General features: G+C 72.0%; 12 protein-coding genes. 6 read left to right on the top strand and 6 right to left on the bottom strand.

Translation table 11 applies throughout. The features are described from left to right. Positions 1–112 precede the first annotated feature (112 nt). The 3 genes from ACTWNK_RS26500 (at position 113) to ACTWNK_RS26490 (ending at position 3,562) form a co-directional block, all read left to right on the top strand. Positions 113–2,842, top strand: a complete 2,730-nt coding sequence (locus ACTWNK_RS26500) for a DEAD/DEAH box helicase (RefSeq protein WP_474307250.1) — start codon at positions 113–115, stop codon at positions 2,840–2,842. A gap of 149 nt (positions 2,843–2,991) precedes the next feature. Further along, a complete protein-coding gene (locus ACTWNK_RS26495) occupies positions 2,992–3,195 on the top strand; it encodes a hypothetical protein (protein ID WP_474307249.1) in 204 nt (67 codons plus the stop codon). A gap of 196 nt (positions 3,196–3,391) precedes the next feature. Then, positions 3,392–3,562: a hypothetical protein gene (locus ACTWNK_RS26490; RefSeq protein WP_474307248.1), complete on the top strand. Its 171-nt coding sequence runs from the start codon at positions 3,392–3,394 to the stop codon at positions 3,560–3,562. A gap of 106 nt (positions 3,563–3,668) precedes the next feature. On the opposite strand, the gene ACTWNK_RS26485 is transcribed toward ACTWNK_RS26490, so the two are convergent. From ACTWNK_RS26485 to ACTWNK_RS26465, 5 genes are all read right to left on the bottom strand, one after another. Next, positions 3,669–5,117, bottom strand: a complete 1,449-nt coding sequence (locus ACTWNK_RS26485) for an RNB domain-containing ribonuclease (protein WP_474307247.1) — start codon at positions 5,115–5,117, stop codon at positions 3,669–3,671. Positions 5,118–5,127: 10 nt separating this feature from the next. After that, positions 5,128–5,847: an AMP-binding protein gene (locus ACTWNK_RS26480; RefSeq protein WP_474307246.1), complete on the bottom strand. Its 720-nt coding sequence runs from the start codon at positions 5,845–5,847 to the stop codon at positions 5,128–5,130. Between the two features lie 71 nt (positions 5,848–5,918). Then, the gene (locus ACTWNK_RS26475) at positions 5,919–8,342 is read right to left on the bottom strand and encodes a LuxR C-terminal-related transcriptional regulator (protein ID WP_474307245.1); all 2,424 of its coding nucleotides are present in this window, start codon (positions 8,340–8,342) and stop codon (positions 5,919–5,921) included. Between the two features lie 64 nt (positions 8,343–8,406). Then, positions 8,407–9,303: a 5'-3' exonuclease gene (locus ACTWNK_RS26470; protein ID WP_474307244.1), complete on the bottom strand. Its 897-nt coding sequence runs from the start codon at positions 9,301–9,303 to the stop codon at positions 8,407–8,409. 26 nt (positions 9,304–9,329) lie between these two features. Further along, on the bottom strand, positions 9,330–10,613 hold the full coding sequence (locus ACTWNK_RS26465) for a PP2C family protein-serine/threonine phosphatase (RefSeq protein ID WP_474307243.1): 1,284 nt from the start codon (positions 10,611–10,613) through the stop codon (positions 9,330–9,332). 136 nt (positions 10,614–10,749) lie between these two features. Between ACTWNK_RS26465 and ACTWNK_RS26460 the strand changes: the two genes are divergently transcribed. Further along, the gene (locus ACTWNK_RS26460) at positions 10,750–11,859 is read left to right on the top strand and encodes a M24 family metallopeptidase (protein WP_474307242.1); all 1,110 of its coding nucleotides are present in this window, start codon (positions 10,750–10,752) and stop codon (positions 11,857–11,859) included. 65 nt (positions 11,860–11,924) lie between these two features. Next, a complete protein-coding gene (locus ACTWNK_RS26455) occupies positions 11,925–13,070 on the top strand; it encodes an acyl-CoA dehydrogenase family protein (protein ID WP_474307241.1) in 1,146 nt (381 codons plus the stop codon). A gap of 12 nt (positions 13,071–13,082) precedes the next feature. Here the strand turns inward: ACTWNK_RS26455 and ACTWNK_RS26450 are convergent, their stop codons facing one another. Next, positions 13,083–13,949, bottom strand: a complete 867-nt coding sequence (locus ACTWNK_RS26450; RefSeq protein ID WP_474307240.1) for a LysR family transcriptional regulator — start codon at positions 13,947–13,949, stop codon at positions 13,083–13,085. A 128-nt stretch (positions 13,950–14,077) separates the two neighbouring features. Between ACTWNK_RS26450 and ACTWNK_RS26445 the strand changes: the two genes are divergently transcribed. Then, complete coding sequence (locus ACTWNK_RS26445) at positions 14,078–15,016, top strand: zinc-binding dehydrogenase (RefSeq protein ID WP_474307239.1); 939 nt, start codon at positions 14,078–14,080, stop codon at positions 15,014–15,016. Positions 15,017–15,180: the final 164 nt, after the last annotated feature.

Below are 15,180 nucleotides of genomic sequence, written 5' to 3'. Positions count from 1 at the left end.
GGGCCGCCCTGCGGCTATCATCCTGCGGTGTGCGAACCGCGCCCGGACGGCAGGTTCAGATCGCATGGCCGGCGGGCCGGACCGGAAAGCCGATTTCGGTAGGGTGACAGGTATGACGACGCCAGCGGAACGCTACGCGGCCTTCCGGGAGAAGATCGCAGACGACGGAGCCGCGCTCGGCTCGTTCCGGGGCCTGTACGAGTTCGAGCTGGACGACTTCCAGCTCGACGCCTGCCGGGCGCTGGAGGCGGGCGACGGCGTCCTGGTGGCGGCGCCCACGGGTTCGGGCAAGACGGTGGTCGGCGAGTTCGCCGTGCACATCGCACTCGAACAGGGCAGGAAGTGCTTCTACACCACCCCCATCAAGGCGCTGTCCAACCAGAAGTACAACGACCTCGTCAAAAGGTACGGCACCGCCAAGGTCGGCCTGCTGACGGGCGACAACAGCGTCAACGGCGAGGCGCCGATCGTGGTCATGACCACGGAGGTGCTGCGCAACATGCTCTACGCGGGCTCGGCGACGCTGGCCGGGCTCGGCTTCGTCGTGATGGACGAGGTGCACTACCTGGCCGACCGCTTCCGCGGCGCGGTCTGGGAAGAGGTCATCATCCATCTGCCCGAGTCGGTGCGCCTGGTGGCGCTGTCGGCGACGGTGAGCAACGCCGAGGAGTTCGGCGAGTGGCTCGGCGAGGTACGCGGCGACACCACGGTGATCGTCGACGAGCACCGCCCCGTGCCGCTGTGGCAGCACATGCTGGTCGGCAACCGCATCTACGACCTGTTCGTCACCGAGGACTTCGACCAGCGCGGCCACATCAACCCGGCCCTCATGCGCATCGCACGCGACGAGGAGCGCCTGGCCGGAGGCAGAGGCAGACGAGGGTACGGCAGGCCGCAGCGCTCGCGCCCGCCCAACAGGGCCGACGTGATCGAGAAGCTCGACAGCGAGGGCCTGCTGCCCGCGATCACGTTCATCTTCTCCCGCGCCGGATGCGACGCGGCCGTCATGCAGTGCCTGCACGCGGGCATCAGGCTGACCAACGAGCGCGAGCGCCACGAGATCCGCATGATCGTCGACGAGCGCACGGCGCACCTGCCTGACGAGGACCTGGCGGTGCTCGGCTTCCTGGAGTGGCGCGACTGCCTGGAGCGCGGCCTGGCCGCGCACCACGCGGGCATGCTGCCGGCCTTCAAGGAGGTCGTGGAGGAGCTGTTCACGCGGGGCCTGGTCAAGGCGGTGTTCGCCACCGAGACGCTGGCGCTCGGCATCAACATGCCCGCCCGCAGTGTGGTGATCGAGAAGCTGGACAAGTGGAACGGCGAGATGCACGCCGACCTCACGCCCGGCGAGTACACCCAGCTGACCGGCCGGGCCGGACGGCGCGGCATCGACGTCGAGGGGCACGCCGTCGTGGTGTGGCAGCCCGGCATGGACCCGGTCGCCGTCGCGGGCCTGGCCGGCACCCGTACCTATCCCTTGCGCTCCAGCTTCCAGCCGTCGTACAACATGGCGGTCAACCTGGTCGGGCAGTTCGGGCGCGAGCGGGCCAAGACGCTGCTGGAGGCGTCGTTCGCGCAGTTCCAGGCCGATCGGGCCGTCGTGGGTCTGGCCAAGCAGCTGCGCAGGTCGGAGGAGGCGCTGGCCGGGTACTCCGACTCCATGACCTGCCATCTGGGCGACTTCCCGGCCTATGCCGCATTGCGCAGGCGCCTTTCCGACCGTGAGGGCGAACTGTCCAAGCAGCGGGGCACGGCCAGGCGGCTGGCCGCACTGCGCTCGCTGGAGGCGCTCAAGCCCGGCGACGTCATCCGGGTGCCCGGCGGGCGCAGGGCCGGGCTGGCGATCGTGCTGGACCCCGGGCTCAACTCGCGCGGCGACGGCCCGCACCCGCTGGTGCTGACGATCGGCAAGCAGGTCAAGAAGCTCGACCCGGGCGACTTCCCCGTCCCCGTCGAGCCGATCGACCAGCTGAGGATCCCGAAGAACTTCAACGGCCGTTCGCCCAAGGAACGCGCCAACCTGATCTCGACGCTGCTGGCCAAGGTCGGCGACCGCGATCTGGGCAAGCCGCAGCGCGCCCGCGACCATGCCGTCGAGGACGACGAGGTCACCGAGTTGCGCAGGCAGATCCGCCAGCACCCGTGCCACGGCTGCGACGAGCGCGAGGACCACGCCCGCTGGGCCGAGCGCTACTACAAGCTGCTGCGTGAGACCGAGGGGCTGCGCCGCCGGGTCGAGGGGCGTTCGCATGTCATCTCGCGCACGTTCGACAAGGTGTGCGGGGTGCTGGACCAGCTCGGCTATCTCGACGGGGAGACGGTGACCGAGGAGGGGCGTCGTCTCGGACGGCTCTACACCGAGCTTGACCTGCTGACGGCCGAGTGCCTGCGGGCCGGGCTGTGGGAGGAGCTCGACCCGGCGGAGCTCGCCGCGTGCGTGTCGTCGCTGGTGTTCGAGTCGCGCCAGTCCGACGACGCGCGACGGCCGAAGATCCCCGCCGGTCGTGCGCAGGACACGCTGAGCGCGATGGTGCGTCTGTGGGGCGAGCTCGAGGGCATCGAGAGCGACAACGGGCTCAACATCATCCGTGAGCCCGATCTGGCGTTCGCCTGGGCCGCCTTCCGCTGGACCAAGGGCCACAGCCTGGACGCCGTGCTGATGGACGGCGTCAACGGCACGGAGCTGGCGGCGGGCGACTTCGTCCGCTGGGTCAAGCAGCTGATGGACCTCCTGGGCCAGCTCGGCAACGCGGCCCCGCCCGGCAGCAAGATCAAGGCCACGGCGGGCAAGGCGATGGACTCGATGCGCAGGGGAGTCGTCGCCTACTCATCGCTGACCTGAGGCGTTGGGGTGAGGCGTTGGCGTGAGGCGCTGGGGTGAGGGACTGGAGTGAGGCGCTGATGCGCAGCCCCATACGCGCAGACCCTTACGCGCAGCCCCTGACCTGCGTCGTCTTGCCTTTCCGTGCGTGTCAGTTCAGACTGACACGCATGGATCCAGGTGAGCTCGCCAGCCGCATCTCCAGCGCCGATCCCGCCGTCAGCCTGAGGGCGGTGGGCGCGTTGCATCGGCTCGCCGAGCAGGTCGAGGCGGTGTCGGTGGCCACGGCGCGTGAGCTCGGCTGGACGTGGGAGCAGATCGGCGACGCGCTGGGCATGTCACGCCAGTCGGTCCACGCCAAGTACGGCAAGTAGGCGGCGCGCGGCTCCAAACTGACCGCCCGGTCAAGGTGTGGTGCTGGGAGGTTCACCCAACGTCACCTCGGGGCCAGTTTCCCGGGTGGACGTAACGGACATCCCCATGTCGCAAGCCCTTTCCCCACCGGACATTCCGCGAGCGGCCGCCCCCGACCGCGGAGAGCGGGGTCCGGTCGCCCGCCAGGAGGTAGGGATGTTCGCTCTGCTCGCCGTACTCCTCTTCGTTCTCGCCCTGATCTTCGAGATCGCGGGTGTGGCGGTCGGCAGTGTGGTCACCGTGACCACACTGGGAACCGCCGGACTGCTGTGCGTCGCCCTGCACCTGCTCGGCGTCGGCGCGTCCTGGACCCCGCTGAAGAAGTGACCCGCTGAACCCGGAACGACGCACCTGACGCCTCCCGCCGTGGACGGCCGCGCCCCTCCCACCCCGGGCGCGGCCGTCTCACCGTTCGAGGCCCTGCGAGAAGCCCTCAGATCAGGCTGAAACGCACCTCGCGCGTGGCCGGGTCCGCCTTGGTGAGCTTGACCGTGACGCGCTCGCCCAGCGGCAGCCGCTCGCCGTCGCAGCGGGCCACGACAGCGGGGTCGGTGAGCTGGACCTGACCGCCCGGCCTGCTCTCGTCGGTGTCGATGACCACGGCGTCGAACGACTGCCCGATGTGCTCGCGCAGCACGAACGCCTCCACCAAGTCGACGCTCGCCCGCTCGACCGAGCCCGCACGCCGCCCGGTCTGCGCCATCGTCTCGGGCAGCGCGCCGAGCGCCTCCTGGATGTCGTCGGGCACGGGCTCGCCCGCCGCGACGGCCAGGCACACCTCGGTGGCATAGCGGTCGACCAGGCGGCGCAGCGGCGCGGTCACATGGGCGTACGGCGCGGCGACGGCGGCGTGGTCGGCGAGCTTGGGCGGCGCGCCGTTGAACGCCACATAGCCCGACCCGCGCAGCAGCACCTTCGACTCGTGCAGGAACGCGGCGTGCGCGGGAGTGCGCGGATCGAGACCGTGCACGACCTCTCCATAGCTGGCCTGTTCAGGCCAGGCCACACCGAGCGCCGCGGCGATCCTGCGCACCTTCGCCAGATCGCCCGGCTGCGGCGCGGGAAGCACGCGCAGCACGCCGATCTCGGCGTCGAGCATCATCTGCGCCGCAGCCATGCCGGTCAGCAGCGAGATCTGCGCGTTCCACGCCTCGGCGGGCAGCGGGATGCGGAACTCCAGCCGGTAGGAGTCGCCGTCGGGCACGACCTCCTGGTCGGGCGTGGGCAGGGTGACGCCGCCCCGCTCGCGTTCGAGGGCCAGGCGCAGCTCGCCGACCTCGGCCAGCAGCCGCAGGGTGCCGTCCGCGGTGCCGGTGTCGATCGCGGCCTGCACGTAGGCGTAGTCGAGCCGTTCCCTGCTGCGCACGGTCGCGCGCTGCACGTCGACGCCGACGGTGCGCCCTTCGGCGTCCAGGTCGATCCGCCAGAGGGCCGCCGTCCTGTCGACGCCGGGCAGCAGGCTGGCCGCGCCCTCCGACAGGCTCTGCGGGTGCAGCGGCACCTTGCCGTCGGGCAGGTAGACGCTCTCGCCCCGCAGGTGCGCCTCGGCGTCGATCGCACCGCCTGGCCTGACGTAGGCGCCGACGTCGGCGATGGCGTACCAGACGCGATAGCCGGAGCCGGTGCCGCCGCGCACCGGCAGCGGCTCGATGTACAGCGCCTGGTCCAGGTCCATGGAGCCGGGCGGGTCGATGGTGACGAACGGCAGTTCGGAGTGGTCCTTGCGCTCGGCGCCGCCGGGCTCGGAGGCGACGAGGGCGGCCTCGTCGAGCACCGTCTCGGGGAACTCCTCAGGCAGCTTCATCTCGCGCCTGATCCGCTCGAAGCCGTCGGCGAGGCGCGGGTGGAAATCGCCGGATACGCGGATGCTCGTGTGTGACACGCGGATCAACCTATCTCGACACGAGCCTGCCGGGGGGCGCACCCGACGGCGCGAGCACGGTGGCGGCGTCGCTGGCCCGTACGACCAGCGCGCCCTTGCTGAGTGCGAGCGCCACCAGGGTGATCAGCCCGTCGCCGCCGTCGGGCGCGGGGCAGGCCAGCACCAGGTCGTCGCCGCTGATCCCGGTCGCGGCGGCGAGGTCGGCCATGCGGGCGAGCACGTCGGCATGGCTGAGCGACACCCCGTCCTGCAGCACCAGCGCCGGGCCCGGCGCGACGGCGGGCAGCGCCGTGGGGTTCAGCACGAGCAACTCGGCGACGTCTACGGTGTCGAGCGCGGGCCCGAACGCGATCACCTGCCGCACCCGGGAGGCGTCGGCCGCCAGCACCGCACTGGCCGCGAGGTCCGGCGTGGTGAACACCGCACGCGCGTCCCAGTCGTAGAGCAACTGCCCGAGCCGCGAGGGCGGCATCAGCGGATCCAGCGGCGCGGCCACCCCACCGGCCGCCATCACGGCGTGTACGGCCAGCGTCTGCGCCCAGGTGGCGCCGACGAGCACGCCGACCACCTGGCCGGGTCTCGCCCCCCGGCGCAGCAGTCCGCTCGCGATGCGCTCCACCTGCTCGGCCAGATGCCGGTAGCCCAGCACCCTGCCCTCGTCGATGAGCGCGGGGCGCTCGCCGAGTCCCCGCGCCGCCCCGAACACCTCGTCGTACACGCTGGCGGTCATGGCCTGAAAGGTAGGGCAGTCGGCGAAGCGGCTGCATCGGCTGATGTGTGTAGAAACGTATGTAGCCCCTGTCAGGGCCGCTGCTCGGCCACCCAGGCGGCGATCTGCGCCCTGGAGGAGAAGCCGAGCTTGGCCAGGATGTTGGAGACGTGCCGCGCCACCGTGGCCGGGCTGATGACCAGCTCGTCGGCCAGCGACTTGTTGGACAGGCCACTGGCGATGAGCAGGGCGATCTCGTGCTCGCGCATGGTCAGTGTGCTGGTCGGCTTGGCCACCGACAGGGTCGGCGAGGCGGCGGGCGCGGGCGGCAGCTGGCCCGACAGCACGTAGTCGACCGTCTTGGCCCACGGCAGCGCCAGCCCCTCACGCCACAGCAGGGCGACCTCGGGCGGCCCCAGCTTGCGCCTGGCCGGTTCGAGCACCTCCTCGGCCCTGGCCCCCACCCCCAGCGCGTGCGCGCCTCCCATGCGCTCGCGCAGTGCGGTGGCCGAGCCCGCCAGGCGTACGGCCCGGCGGTGGTCGCCCTGCTTTCCGGCCAGCAGGGCCGAGGCCTCGACCAGGTCGATGGCGAACGCCCGCTGGCCGAGCCCGTGGCTGAGGGCGAGGCCTTCGGCGAGCCTGGACTTGGCGCTCTCGAACTCGTCGAACTCGATCATGAGGCAGCCCAGGCCGATCAGGCAGCGGATGCGCTCGCCGCGGTAGTCGATGGGGTACTCGTCGTCGTGCAGGAGCCGCTGGGCGCGCTCGTAGTGGGCCAGCGCCGCCGTCAGGTCGTTGCGCGCCTTGGCCACCTCGGCCAGGCCGATGGCCGCCAGTGCGATGCCCCAGTCGTTGGCCTCGTCCTGCAGCACGATCGCGTGCTCGAAGTGGCGTTGTGCCTCACGCAGCAACCCCGCGCCGAACGCGATCCCGCCTCGGCCGTAGGCCACGTACGCCTGCAGATAGGCGCGGCCCGATGCGGCGGCGACCTCGTCGGCACGTTCCAGGAGCGTCTCGTCGCCGTGGCCGAGCATGGCCAGCGTGACGGCGGCGGTCACCTCGCCCTCGGCGTCGAGCCCCCTGGTGGCCTCCAGGGCCTGGCCGCCGAACTCGATCGCGGTGCCGAGGTCGCCCGAGAACAGCGCGAGCACCGACCTGATCGCCTTGACCCGCCCGACGAGCTCGCCCGGCACGCCTTCGGCCTCCAGGAAGAGCCTGTCGGTCACGACGACGTACTCCTCGTAGTGGCCGGAGGCGATGATGCCCCACTGGGCGTCGGCGCAGATGCGCAACGCGGTCTCGATCTGGCCGGACTCGGTGGCGTAGTGCAGGGCGGCGTAGACGTTGGGGCGCATCGCCTCGATGACCGACCAGGCGCGGTGCATCTTCGAGCGGTTCTGCCTGCTCTGCGTCTCGACCAGGGCGACGGCCTGGGCCATCATGACGCGGATGCACTCCAGGTGCCGCTCGCGCAGCGCCTGCTCGGTGCCGCCCTCGGCCAGCCGCCTCCAGGCGTAGTCGCGTACGGTCTCCAGCATGCGGTAGCGGATCTGGCCGCCGACCTTGCCCTCGGCCAGGACCAGCGACTTGTCGACGAGTTCGGTGATGGCGGTGAGCACCTGGCCCGCGTCGAGTTCGTCGGAGGGGGCGACGGCCTCGGCGAGTTCGAGCGTCCAGCCGCCCCTGAACGTGGTGAGGTGGCTGAGCAGCACCTGGGCCTCGCGGCTGAGGGTGCGGTGGCTCCACTCGACGGTGGCCAGCAGGGTGCGCTGGCGTTCGGGCGCGGTGCGGGCGCCGCTGCTGAGCAGCTTGAAGCGGTCCGACAGCCTGGCGGTGATCTGCTCGACCGACAGCACCCTGGTCATCGCCGCGGCCAACTCGATGGCCAGCGGTATGCCCTCCAGGTCGGCGCAGAGCGCGGCGACGGCGGCGTCGTCGGCCTCGCTCCAGCGCGTCATGGGATCGGCCGACAGCGCACGCTCGACGAACAGCCGCATGGCCTCGCTCTGCCCGTCCGCCGGTGCGGCCAGCGACAGCGGCGGCACCCGCCACAGCGTCTCGCCGGGCACCCGCAGCGGCTCGCGGCTGGTGGCCAGCACGGTCAGATGGGGACAGGCCGACAGCAGGGAGGAGCACAGCGCGGCGGCGGCGTCGATGACGTGCTCGCAGTTGTCGAACACCAGCAGGTGCCGCCCGGCGGCCACCGCGGCGACGACGGCCTCGACGGTGGTGGCGCTGGAGCCGTCGGCGCGCAGGACGGCGGGCACGTGCAGGGCGGCGGCCACCCGCTCGGCCAGCCGCTCGCCCGACTCCAGGTCGGCCAGCTCCACCAGCCAGACCCCGTCGCTGAAGATCGGCGTCACCTCGCGGGCCACCTGGAGGGCGAGCCGGGTCTTGCCGATGCCGCCGGTGCCGCACAGCGTCACGGCGCGAGCCGCCTCCACCAGGTTCACCAGCTCCTCGACGTCGGATTGGCGGCCGATGAAGGAGTTCGGTTCCACGGGGAGTGCGGACATGGCACCTCTCGGGACAGGGTGACGAAGCTGCTACCCAGAGTGTGACATTCTCGACGCCATTTTCTCAGCCAATCGCCTTGAGCAACCGGTTCAGCGGGCTGTCGAGACCGTAGCGGTCCGACAGGCGCAGCAGTTCCTCCGGATCACGCGGGCTCGTGGGCAGCGTCAGGTCGACGTCGGGCAGCGGCGCGTCCGATGCGACCTGGACCACGGCGGGCGCGACCCGCAGGTAGTCGCGTGCCGAGGTCAGCTTGGTGCGCGCCCCCGCGGGGAAGCCCTCGGTCGTGCCCGCGTCGAGCGCCTGCAGCAGGGCCGGGAGCGAGCCGAAGCGCGTGATGAGCGCGGCGGCGGTCTTCTCGCCGACCCCCGCGACGCCGGGCAGGCCGTCGCTGGGGTCGCCGCGCAGGGTGGCGAAGTCGGCGTAGCCACGGCCGGGAATGCCGTACTTGGCGGTGACGGCGGCCTCGTCGATCGTCTGCAGGTTGCGGATGCCGCGCTGGGTGTAGAGCACGCGGACACCGCGCTCGTCGTCGACGAGCTGGAACAGGTCGCGGTCGCCGGTGATGATGTCGACCGGGCCGGTGGCCCGCGCGGTGAGCGTGCCGATGACGTCGTCGGCCTCGTAGCCCGCCGACTCGACCCTGGCCAGGCCGATCGCGTCGAGCACCTGCTCGATGACCGGGATCTGCGGGAGCAGCGTGTCGGGCACCTCCTCGGTGTCGCCGTGCGCGACGCGGTGCGCCTTGTAGGTCGGGATGGCCGCGACCCGGAAGGCGGGACGCCAGTCGGCGTCCATGCAGGCGGCGACCTCGGCCGGGCCGTGCTCGCGGATCAGGGTGGCGATCATGTCGATGAGGCCGCGCACGGCGTTGACGGGCATGCCGTCGGGTGCGGTCATCGACTCCGGGATGCCGTAGAAGGCCCGGAAGTACAGCGATGGCGTGTCGAGTAGAAGGCGCACGGGCCCAGTCTGTCAGCAGCGGCGGCTCAGCGCCCGAGCATGCCCACCGCGAGCAGGCACGCGTCGTCCTCGGGGTTGGGGCCGCCGATGGAGGTCAGCAGCCGGTCGAGGCCCGCGTCGAGGTCGTAGCGCGGCACCTCGCAGGCGGCGGCCATGGCCAGTCGCAGGCCCTCGTCGATGTCGCGCGTGCGCCGTTCGACGAGGCCGTCGGTGTACAGGAGCAGCAGGTCGCCGCTGTGCAGCTGGACGCTGGCCAGCTGGTAGGACTCCTCGTTGGTCGCGCCGAGCAGGATGCCGGAGGGCGGCTTGAGCTGGCTGGCGACGCCGTCGCGCACCAGGATCGGCGCGAGGTGCCCGGCCTGGCCCCAGGTGAAGACGCCGCTGGCGGTGTCGAGGTGGCCGACGACGGCGGTGGCCGTGGTCTCGTCGAGGCGGTGCAGGACCAGGTCGTTGAGCCAGCTCAGCAGCCGGTCGGCGCCCTCGCCCGACATGGTCAGGCCGATGAGGGCGTGCCGCAGCTGGGCCATGTGGGCGATCGCGGGCAGACCGTGCCCCGAGACGTCGCCGATGGCCAGCAGGACCCGGCCGTCGGGCAGCGCCGCCGCTTCGTACCAGTCGCCGCCGAGGTTGGCGGTCTTCTCGGCGGGCACGTAGCGCACGGCGATGCGGGTGCGCGGCAGGTCCATGCAGCCGCCCGGCTCGGGCAGGATGGCCTCGCGCAGGGCCAGCATGACGCGACGCTCCTCGGCCGAGCGCTCGCGGGCCTCCAGGAGCTGGCGGCGCGACTCCGACATGATGCGCTCGGCGCGGCGCCTGCCGGTGATGTCCTGGACGACGCCGTGCACACCGGTGGGGCCGCTGGGGCCGAGCACGGGTTCGAGCACGGCGCGCAGGTTGCGCTGCTCGCCCCTGCGCCTGATGCGGAACTCGGCCTGGACCGGCTCGACGCCCTGCACGACGCTCCACAGCAGCTGGTCGAGTGCGGCCAGGTCGCTCGGCTCGACGTGGGCGGCCAGCTCGGGCAGGCTGATCGGGCCCTGGCCGGGGTCACGGCCGAAGATCACGTAGACGTGGTCGGACCAGTTGGCCTCGCCGGTGTGCAGATTCCACTCCGCCCATCCCATGTTGCCCAGGCGCTGGGCGTGGGCCAGTTGCACGGCCAGCAGCTCGGAGTCGCGGCTGGTGGCCTCGCGCTGGTCCAGTTGCTCGCACAGGCGCTGGATCAGCTCGGCCGCCGTCATGGGGCGGTCGGGCTGCCGGTCGTCTTTGCTGGGGAGGGGTGGCTGGTGGCCGCCCACGACGCCGACCATTGGAGGCTCACTCTCAAGGGAGACGGGATCGGGGACATTTGCCCCACCTTGCGTGATCGTGCTTCCACGGAGTGTAGCGATCGACGGCCAGTCGTGAGAGCTTTTCGTACAAGAGCACGGGGGTAGATTGACTGGCGTGACGTCCACAGACTTGTATCCGGTAAGCCGCCTCGCGGCCGTCCAAGAGGCCACCGCCAAGGCCGGTATCGACGCCCTTCTGCTCACGCCGGGGCCAGATCTGCGCTATGTGAGCGGTTACGAGGCTTTGCCGCTTGAGCGACTGACCTGCCTGGTCGTTCCGGCCTCGGGCGATTCGTTCATGATGGTGCCACGCCTTGAGCTGCCCGCGGCCGAGCACTCGCCCGCCTCGCGGCTCGGCCTCGAGTTCGTCGCCTGGGACGAGACCGACGACCCCTACCAGGTGGTGGCCGAGCGGCTGGGCGAGGTGGCGAGCGTCGGGCTCGCCGACCGGATGTGGGCGATGGCCTCGCTGAGGTTCGCCGCCGCGATGCCCGGCGCCTCCCAGGTGCTGGCCGGAAGCGTGCTGCGCGAGCTGCGCATGCGCAAGTCGCCCGCCGAGGTGGCCGCGCTGCGTGAGGCCGGGGCCGCGATCGACGCCGTGCACCGCCAGGTCCCCGGTTTCCTGCGCGCCGGGCGCACCGAGCGCGAGGTCGGGCGCGACATCCACGACGCCATCCTGGCCGCGGGCCACTCGACGGTCGACTTCGTCATCGTCGCCTCGGGGCCCAACGGGGCCAGTCCGCACCACGAGCTGTCCGACCGCGTGATCCAGGCGGGCGAGCCCGTCGTGGTCGACATCGGCGGGCAGCTGCTCAACGGCTACTGCTCGGACTCCACGCGCAACTACTGCATCGGCGAGCCGCCCGCCGCCTACCGGGCCTACTACGAGGTGCTGCGCCGTGCCCAGGACGCCGCCTGCCAGGCCGTACGGCCGGGCGTCTCGTGCGAGTCGATCGACGCGGCGGCCCGTGAGGTGATCGCGGAGGGCGGCTACGGCGAGCACTTCATCCACCGCACCGGCCACGGCATCGGCATCGAGACGCACGAGGAGCCCTACATCGTCTCGGGCAACCGCGAGCCCCTTGAGCCGGGCTTCGCCTTCTCCGTCGAGCCCGGCATCTACCTGCGGGGCGAGCACGGCGCCAGGATCGAGGACATCGTCGTGTGCACCGCCGACGGCGTCGAGCGGCTCAACGACACCGACCGGGATCTGGTGATCGTCTAGCGGCTGCCACAATGCGGGGGTGACCGGCGATCCCGGTCGCCCCTTCACCCTTGCCGAACAGGAGATTGACCGTGGAGCGCGTCCTTCCCACCCCCGAAGCGCACGACCTCATCGACCTGGTCCGCGAACTGGTGGCCAAGGAGGTCGCGCCCCGGGCGTCGGCCGACGAGGCCGCCGCGCGTTTCCCCCGCGAGGTCTTCGCCACGCTCGGCGCCTCCGGACTGCTCGGCCTGCCCTATCCCGAGGAGCACGGGGGAGCGGCCCAGCCGCAGGAGGTCTACCTCCAGGTGATCGAGGAGCTGGCCAAGGGCTGGCTGACGGTCGGCCTCGGGCTCTCGGTGCACACGCTGTCGTGCTTCCCGGTGGCCGCCTACGGCACGCCCGAGCAGAAGCAGGCCCTGCTCCCGGCGATGCTCGGCGGCGACCTGCTGGGCGCGTACTGTCTTTCGGAGCCGCAGTCGGGCTCGGACGCCGCCGCGCTCGCCACCAAGGCCGTGCCCGGTCCCGACGGCTACACCGTCGACGGCGTCAAGGCGTGGATCACACACGGCGGCGCCGCCGACTTCTACATGCTCATGGCCCGCACCGGCGCCGAGGGCACACGCGGCATCTCCTGCCTGCACGTGCCCGCGGGCACCCCGGGCGTGTCGTTCGGCCTGCCCGAGCACAAGATGGGCATGCGCTCCTCCCCGACGGCCCAGGTGCGCTTCGACGAGGTACGGCTGGCGCCCGACGCCCTGATCGGGGCCGAGGGCGAGGGCTTCCGGATCGCGATGGCGGCGCTCGACGGCGGCAGGCTCGGCATCGCCGCCTGCGCGGTGGGCGTCGCCCAGGCCGCCCTCGAAGCGGCCACGGCCTACGCCAAGGAGCGGCAGCAGTTCGGCACGCGCATCGTCGACTTCCAGGGCGTGGGCTTCATGCTGGCCGACATGGCCACCCAGATCGCCGCGGCCAGGGCGCTCTACCTCGACGCCGCCAGGCTGCGCGACGCCGGTCGCCCGTACGGCACGCAGGCGGCGATGGCCAAGCTGTTCGCCACCGACGCGTGCATGAAGGTCACCACGGACGCGGTGCAGGTGCTCGGCGGCTACGGCTATGTGGAGGACTTCCCCGTCGAGCGCTACATGCGCGAGGCCAAGGTGCTGCAGATCGTCGAGGGCACCAACCAGATCCAGCGCGTGGTGATCAGCAGGGCCCTGGCCAAGGGCTGAGACCCCCGCGCCTCAGCCGACCCCGGCGCGCAACTCGGTGATCAGGTCGCGTACGACGGCCGAGCGGGCGAGCTCGGCCGTCGTCACGTAGCCGACGCGGCGCAGCGGCGGATCGGCGCCGAGCGCGGCGGTGGCGACCTTCGCGGGCGCGCCGGCGACCGACAGCAGCGGCACGATCGCCGCGCCGAGCCCGTGGCCGACCATCGACATCACGACGCCGTCGTCCTCGACCGTCATGTCGCCAGGCGGGATCCAGTCCTGGCTCCTGAGCCAGCGCTGCGTCTCCTTCGAGCAGTTCTCGTGCCAGTCGATCATCGGCAGCGCGCGCGGGTCGGGATGCCCGGCCGGATGCGCCAGCACGTACGGCTCGGCGAACAACTCCCTGACGACCAGCCCCTCCACCCGCACGGGCAGCGACACGATCCCCACGTCGGCCCGCCCGGCGCGTACCTCGCCCGCGATGCCCGGCCCGAGGTCCTGCACGACGCGCACGTCGACGGTGACCTTCGGCCTGCGCACGCCGAACCTCGACAGCACGCCCGGCAGCAGGTGGAAGGCCGCGCTCCGGAACGCCGCCACCCTGATCGAGCCGACGCCGTGCCCGCCCGCCGCGCCGAGCGCCTCGGCCTTCAGCAGGTCGAGCAGCCGCAGCACGCCCCGCGCGTGCCCGACGGCCGCCTCGCCCGCGGGTGTGGGCCGCGCGCCGTGCCTGCCCCTGTCGAACAGCACCGCGCCGATCTTGCGCTCGGCCGCGCGCACGGCGTGCGAGACGGCCGACTGGGTCAGGCCGAGCCGCACGGCCGCCGCGGAGAAGGCGCGCTCGCGCTCGACGGCGACGAGCACGCGCAGCTCGCCCGGCGTCAGGTCGTCACCGCTCATACCGCTCAACTTATATGAACGGCATTCATGCAAGTGGCTCCAGCCATTGACGCGGGCCCGTTATGCCGGGACGCGTGCCTTCCTAGGGTGGTTGCCGAAGCAGCAATCGCGAAGGCGGAGGTCGTGACATGCGTGTGGTGCGGGCATTGCGGCTGGGCGGTCCCGAGGTCCTGGAGCAGACCGAGGCGCCGGACCCGGTGGCGGGCGAGGACACCGTGCTCGTCGAGGTGGAGGCGGCCGGGGTGAACTTCGCCGACGCCGAGCGCCTCAAGGGCTCCTACCGGCGCCCCGAACTGCCGTTCGTGCCCGGCTCGGAGGTGATCGGGCGCACGGCGGACGGGCGCAGGCTGATGGGCTTCACCCAGGGCGGCTACGCCTCCAGGGCGCTGCTGAGCCGGGCGGGTGCCGTCGAGGTGCCCGGCGAGGTCGGCGCGGGCCAGGCGCTGGCCCTGCTGGTGCAGGGCCTGACGGCCTGGCACCTGCTGCGCACGGCCGCGCGCCTGACGACGGGCGAGAGCGTCGTGGTCAACGCGGGCGCGGGCGGCGTCGGCCACCTGGCGGTCCAACTGGCCAGGGTGTACGGCGCGGGCCGGGTCGTCGCCACGGCCTCGGACGAGGCCAAACGCGCCCTGGCCGTCGAGCTCGGCGCGCACGCGGCCGTGGACGGCGAGGCGGCGGGATACGCCGAGCGCGTGCTGGCGGCCAACGGGGGAGCGGGGGCCGACGTGGTGCTCGACGCGGTCGGCGGCAAGGTGTTCGACGCGGCGCTGGGCGCGCTGGCGCCGTTCGGCAGGCTGATCGCCTACGGCACGTCGTCGGGCGCCGCCCCCGAGCCCGTCTCGCCCGATCTGCTCACCGAGCGCAACATCGCGGTGGCCGGGTTCTGGCTCGGCCCGCTCATGGGCACGCCGGGCGCGCTCGCCCCGCTGCGGGAGCTGCTGGAGCTGACGCTCGACGGCAGGCTGCGGCCGATCGTGGGAGGCGAGTACGACCTGGGCGACGCGGGCCGCGCGCTGGCCGATCTCACCGCTCGCCGTACGACGGGCAAGCTGGTGCTGCGGCCATGACGGCGGGGACGCGTGGGGCCGCTGTTTCGCATGGGGCGCTTTTCCCGTCCGGCGCGCGAATATATTCGACCCGAAAAGAGCTACATAAGCCCACAAAGTAGGACAGGCAGATATTCGGGGGGCGAATGTTGTCTTGAGGGAGTTTGGTGGCATTGCTACTGTGC

Source organism: Nonomuraea sp. IBHARD001 (assembly GCF_056106265.1).
The sequence above is the reverse complement of the archived record's forward strand: the minus strand, read 5'-3'. Positions and strand labels throughout refer to the sequence as shown.

Bases quoted from the DNA above. Each gene is read 5' to 3' on its own strand.
- ACTWNK_RS26475 (WP_474307245.1), bottom strand. From the start codon at position 8,342: ATGTCCGCACTCCCCGTGGAACCGAACTCCTTCATCGGCCGCCAATCC.
- ACTWNK_RS26465 (WP_474307243.1), bottom strand. From the start codon at position 10,613: ATGGTCGGCGTCGTGGGCGGCCACCAGCCACCCCTCCCCAGCAAAGAC.
- ACTWNK_RS26450 (WP_474307240.1), bottom strand. From the start codon at position 13,949: ATGAGCGGTGACGACCTGACGCCGGGCGAGCTGCGCGTGCTCGTCGCC.
- ACTWNK_RS26445 (WP_474307239.1), top strand. From the start codon at position 14,078: ATGCGTGTGGTGCGGGCATTGCGGCTGGGCGGTCCCGAGGTCCTGGAG.
- ACTWNK_RS26495 (WP_474307249.1), top strand. From the start codon at position 2,992: ATGGATCCAGGTGAGCTCGCCAGCCGCATCTCCAGCGCCGATCCCGCC.
- ACTWNK_RS26490 (WP_474307248.1), top strand. From the start codon at position 3,392: ATGTTCGCTCTGCTCGCCGTACTCCTCTTCGTTCTCGCCCTGATCTTC.
- ACTWNK_RS26480 (WP_474307246.1), bottom strand. From the start codon at position 5,847: ATGACCGCCAGCGTGTACGACGAGGTGTTCGGGGCGGCGCGGGGACTC.
- ACTWNK_RS26500 (WP_474307250.1), top strand. From the start codon at position 113: ATGACGACGCCAGCGGAACGCTACGCGGCCTTCCGGGAGAAGATCGCA.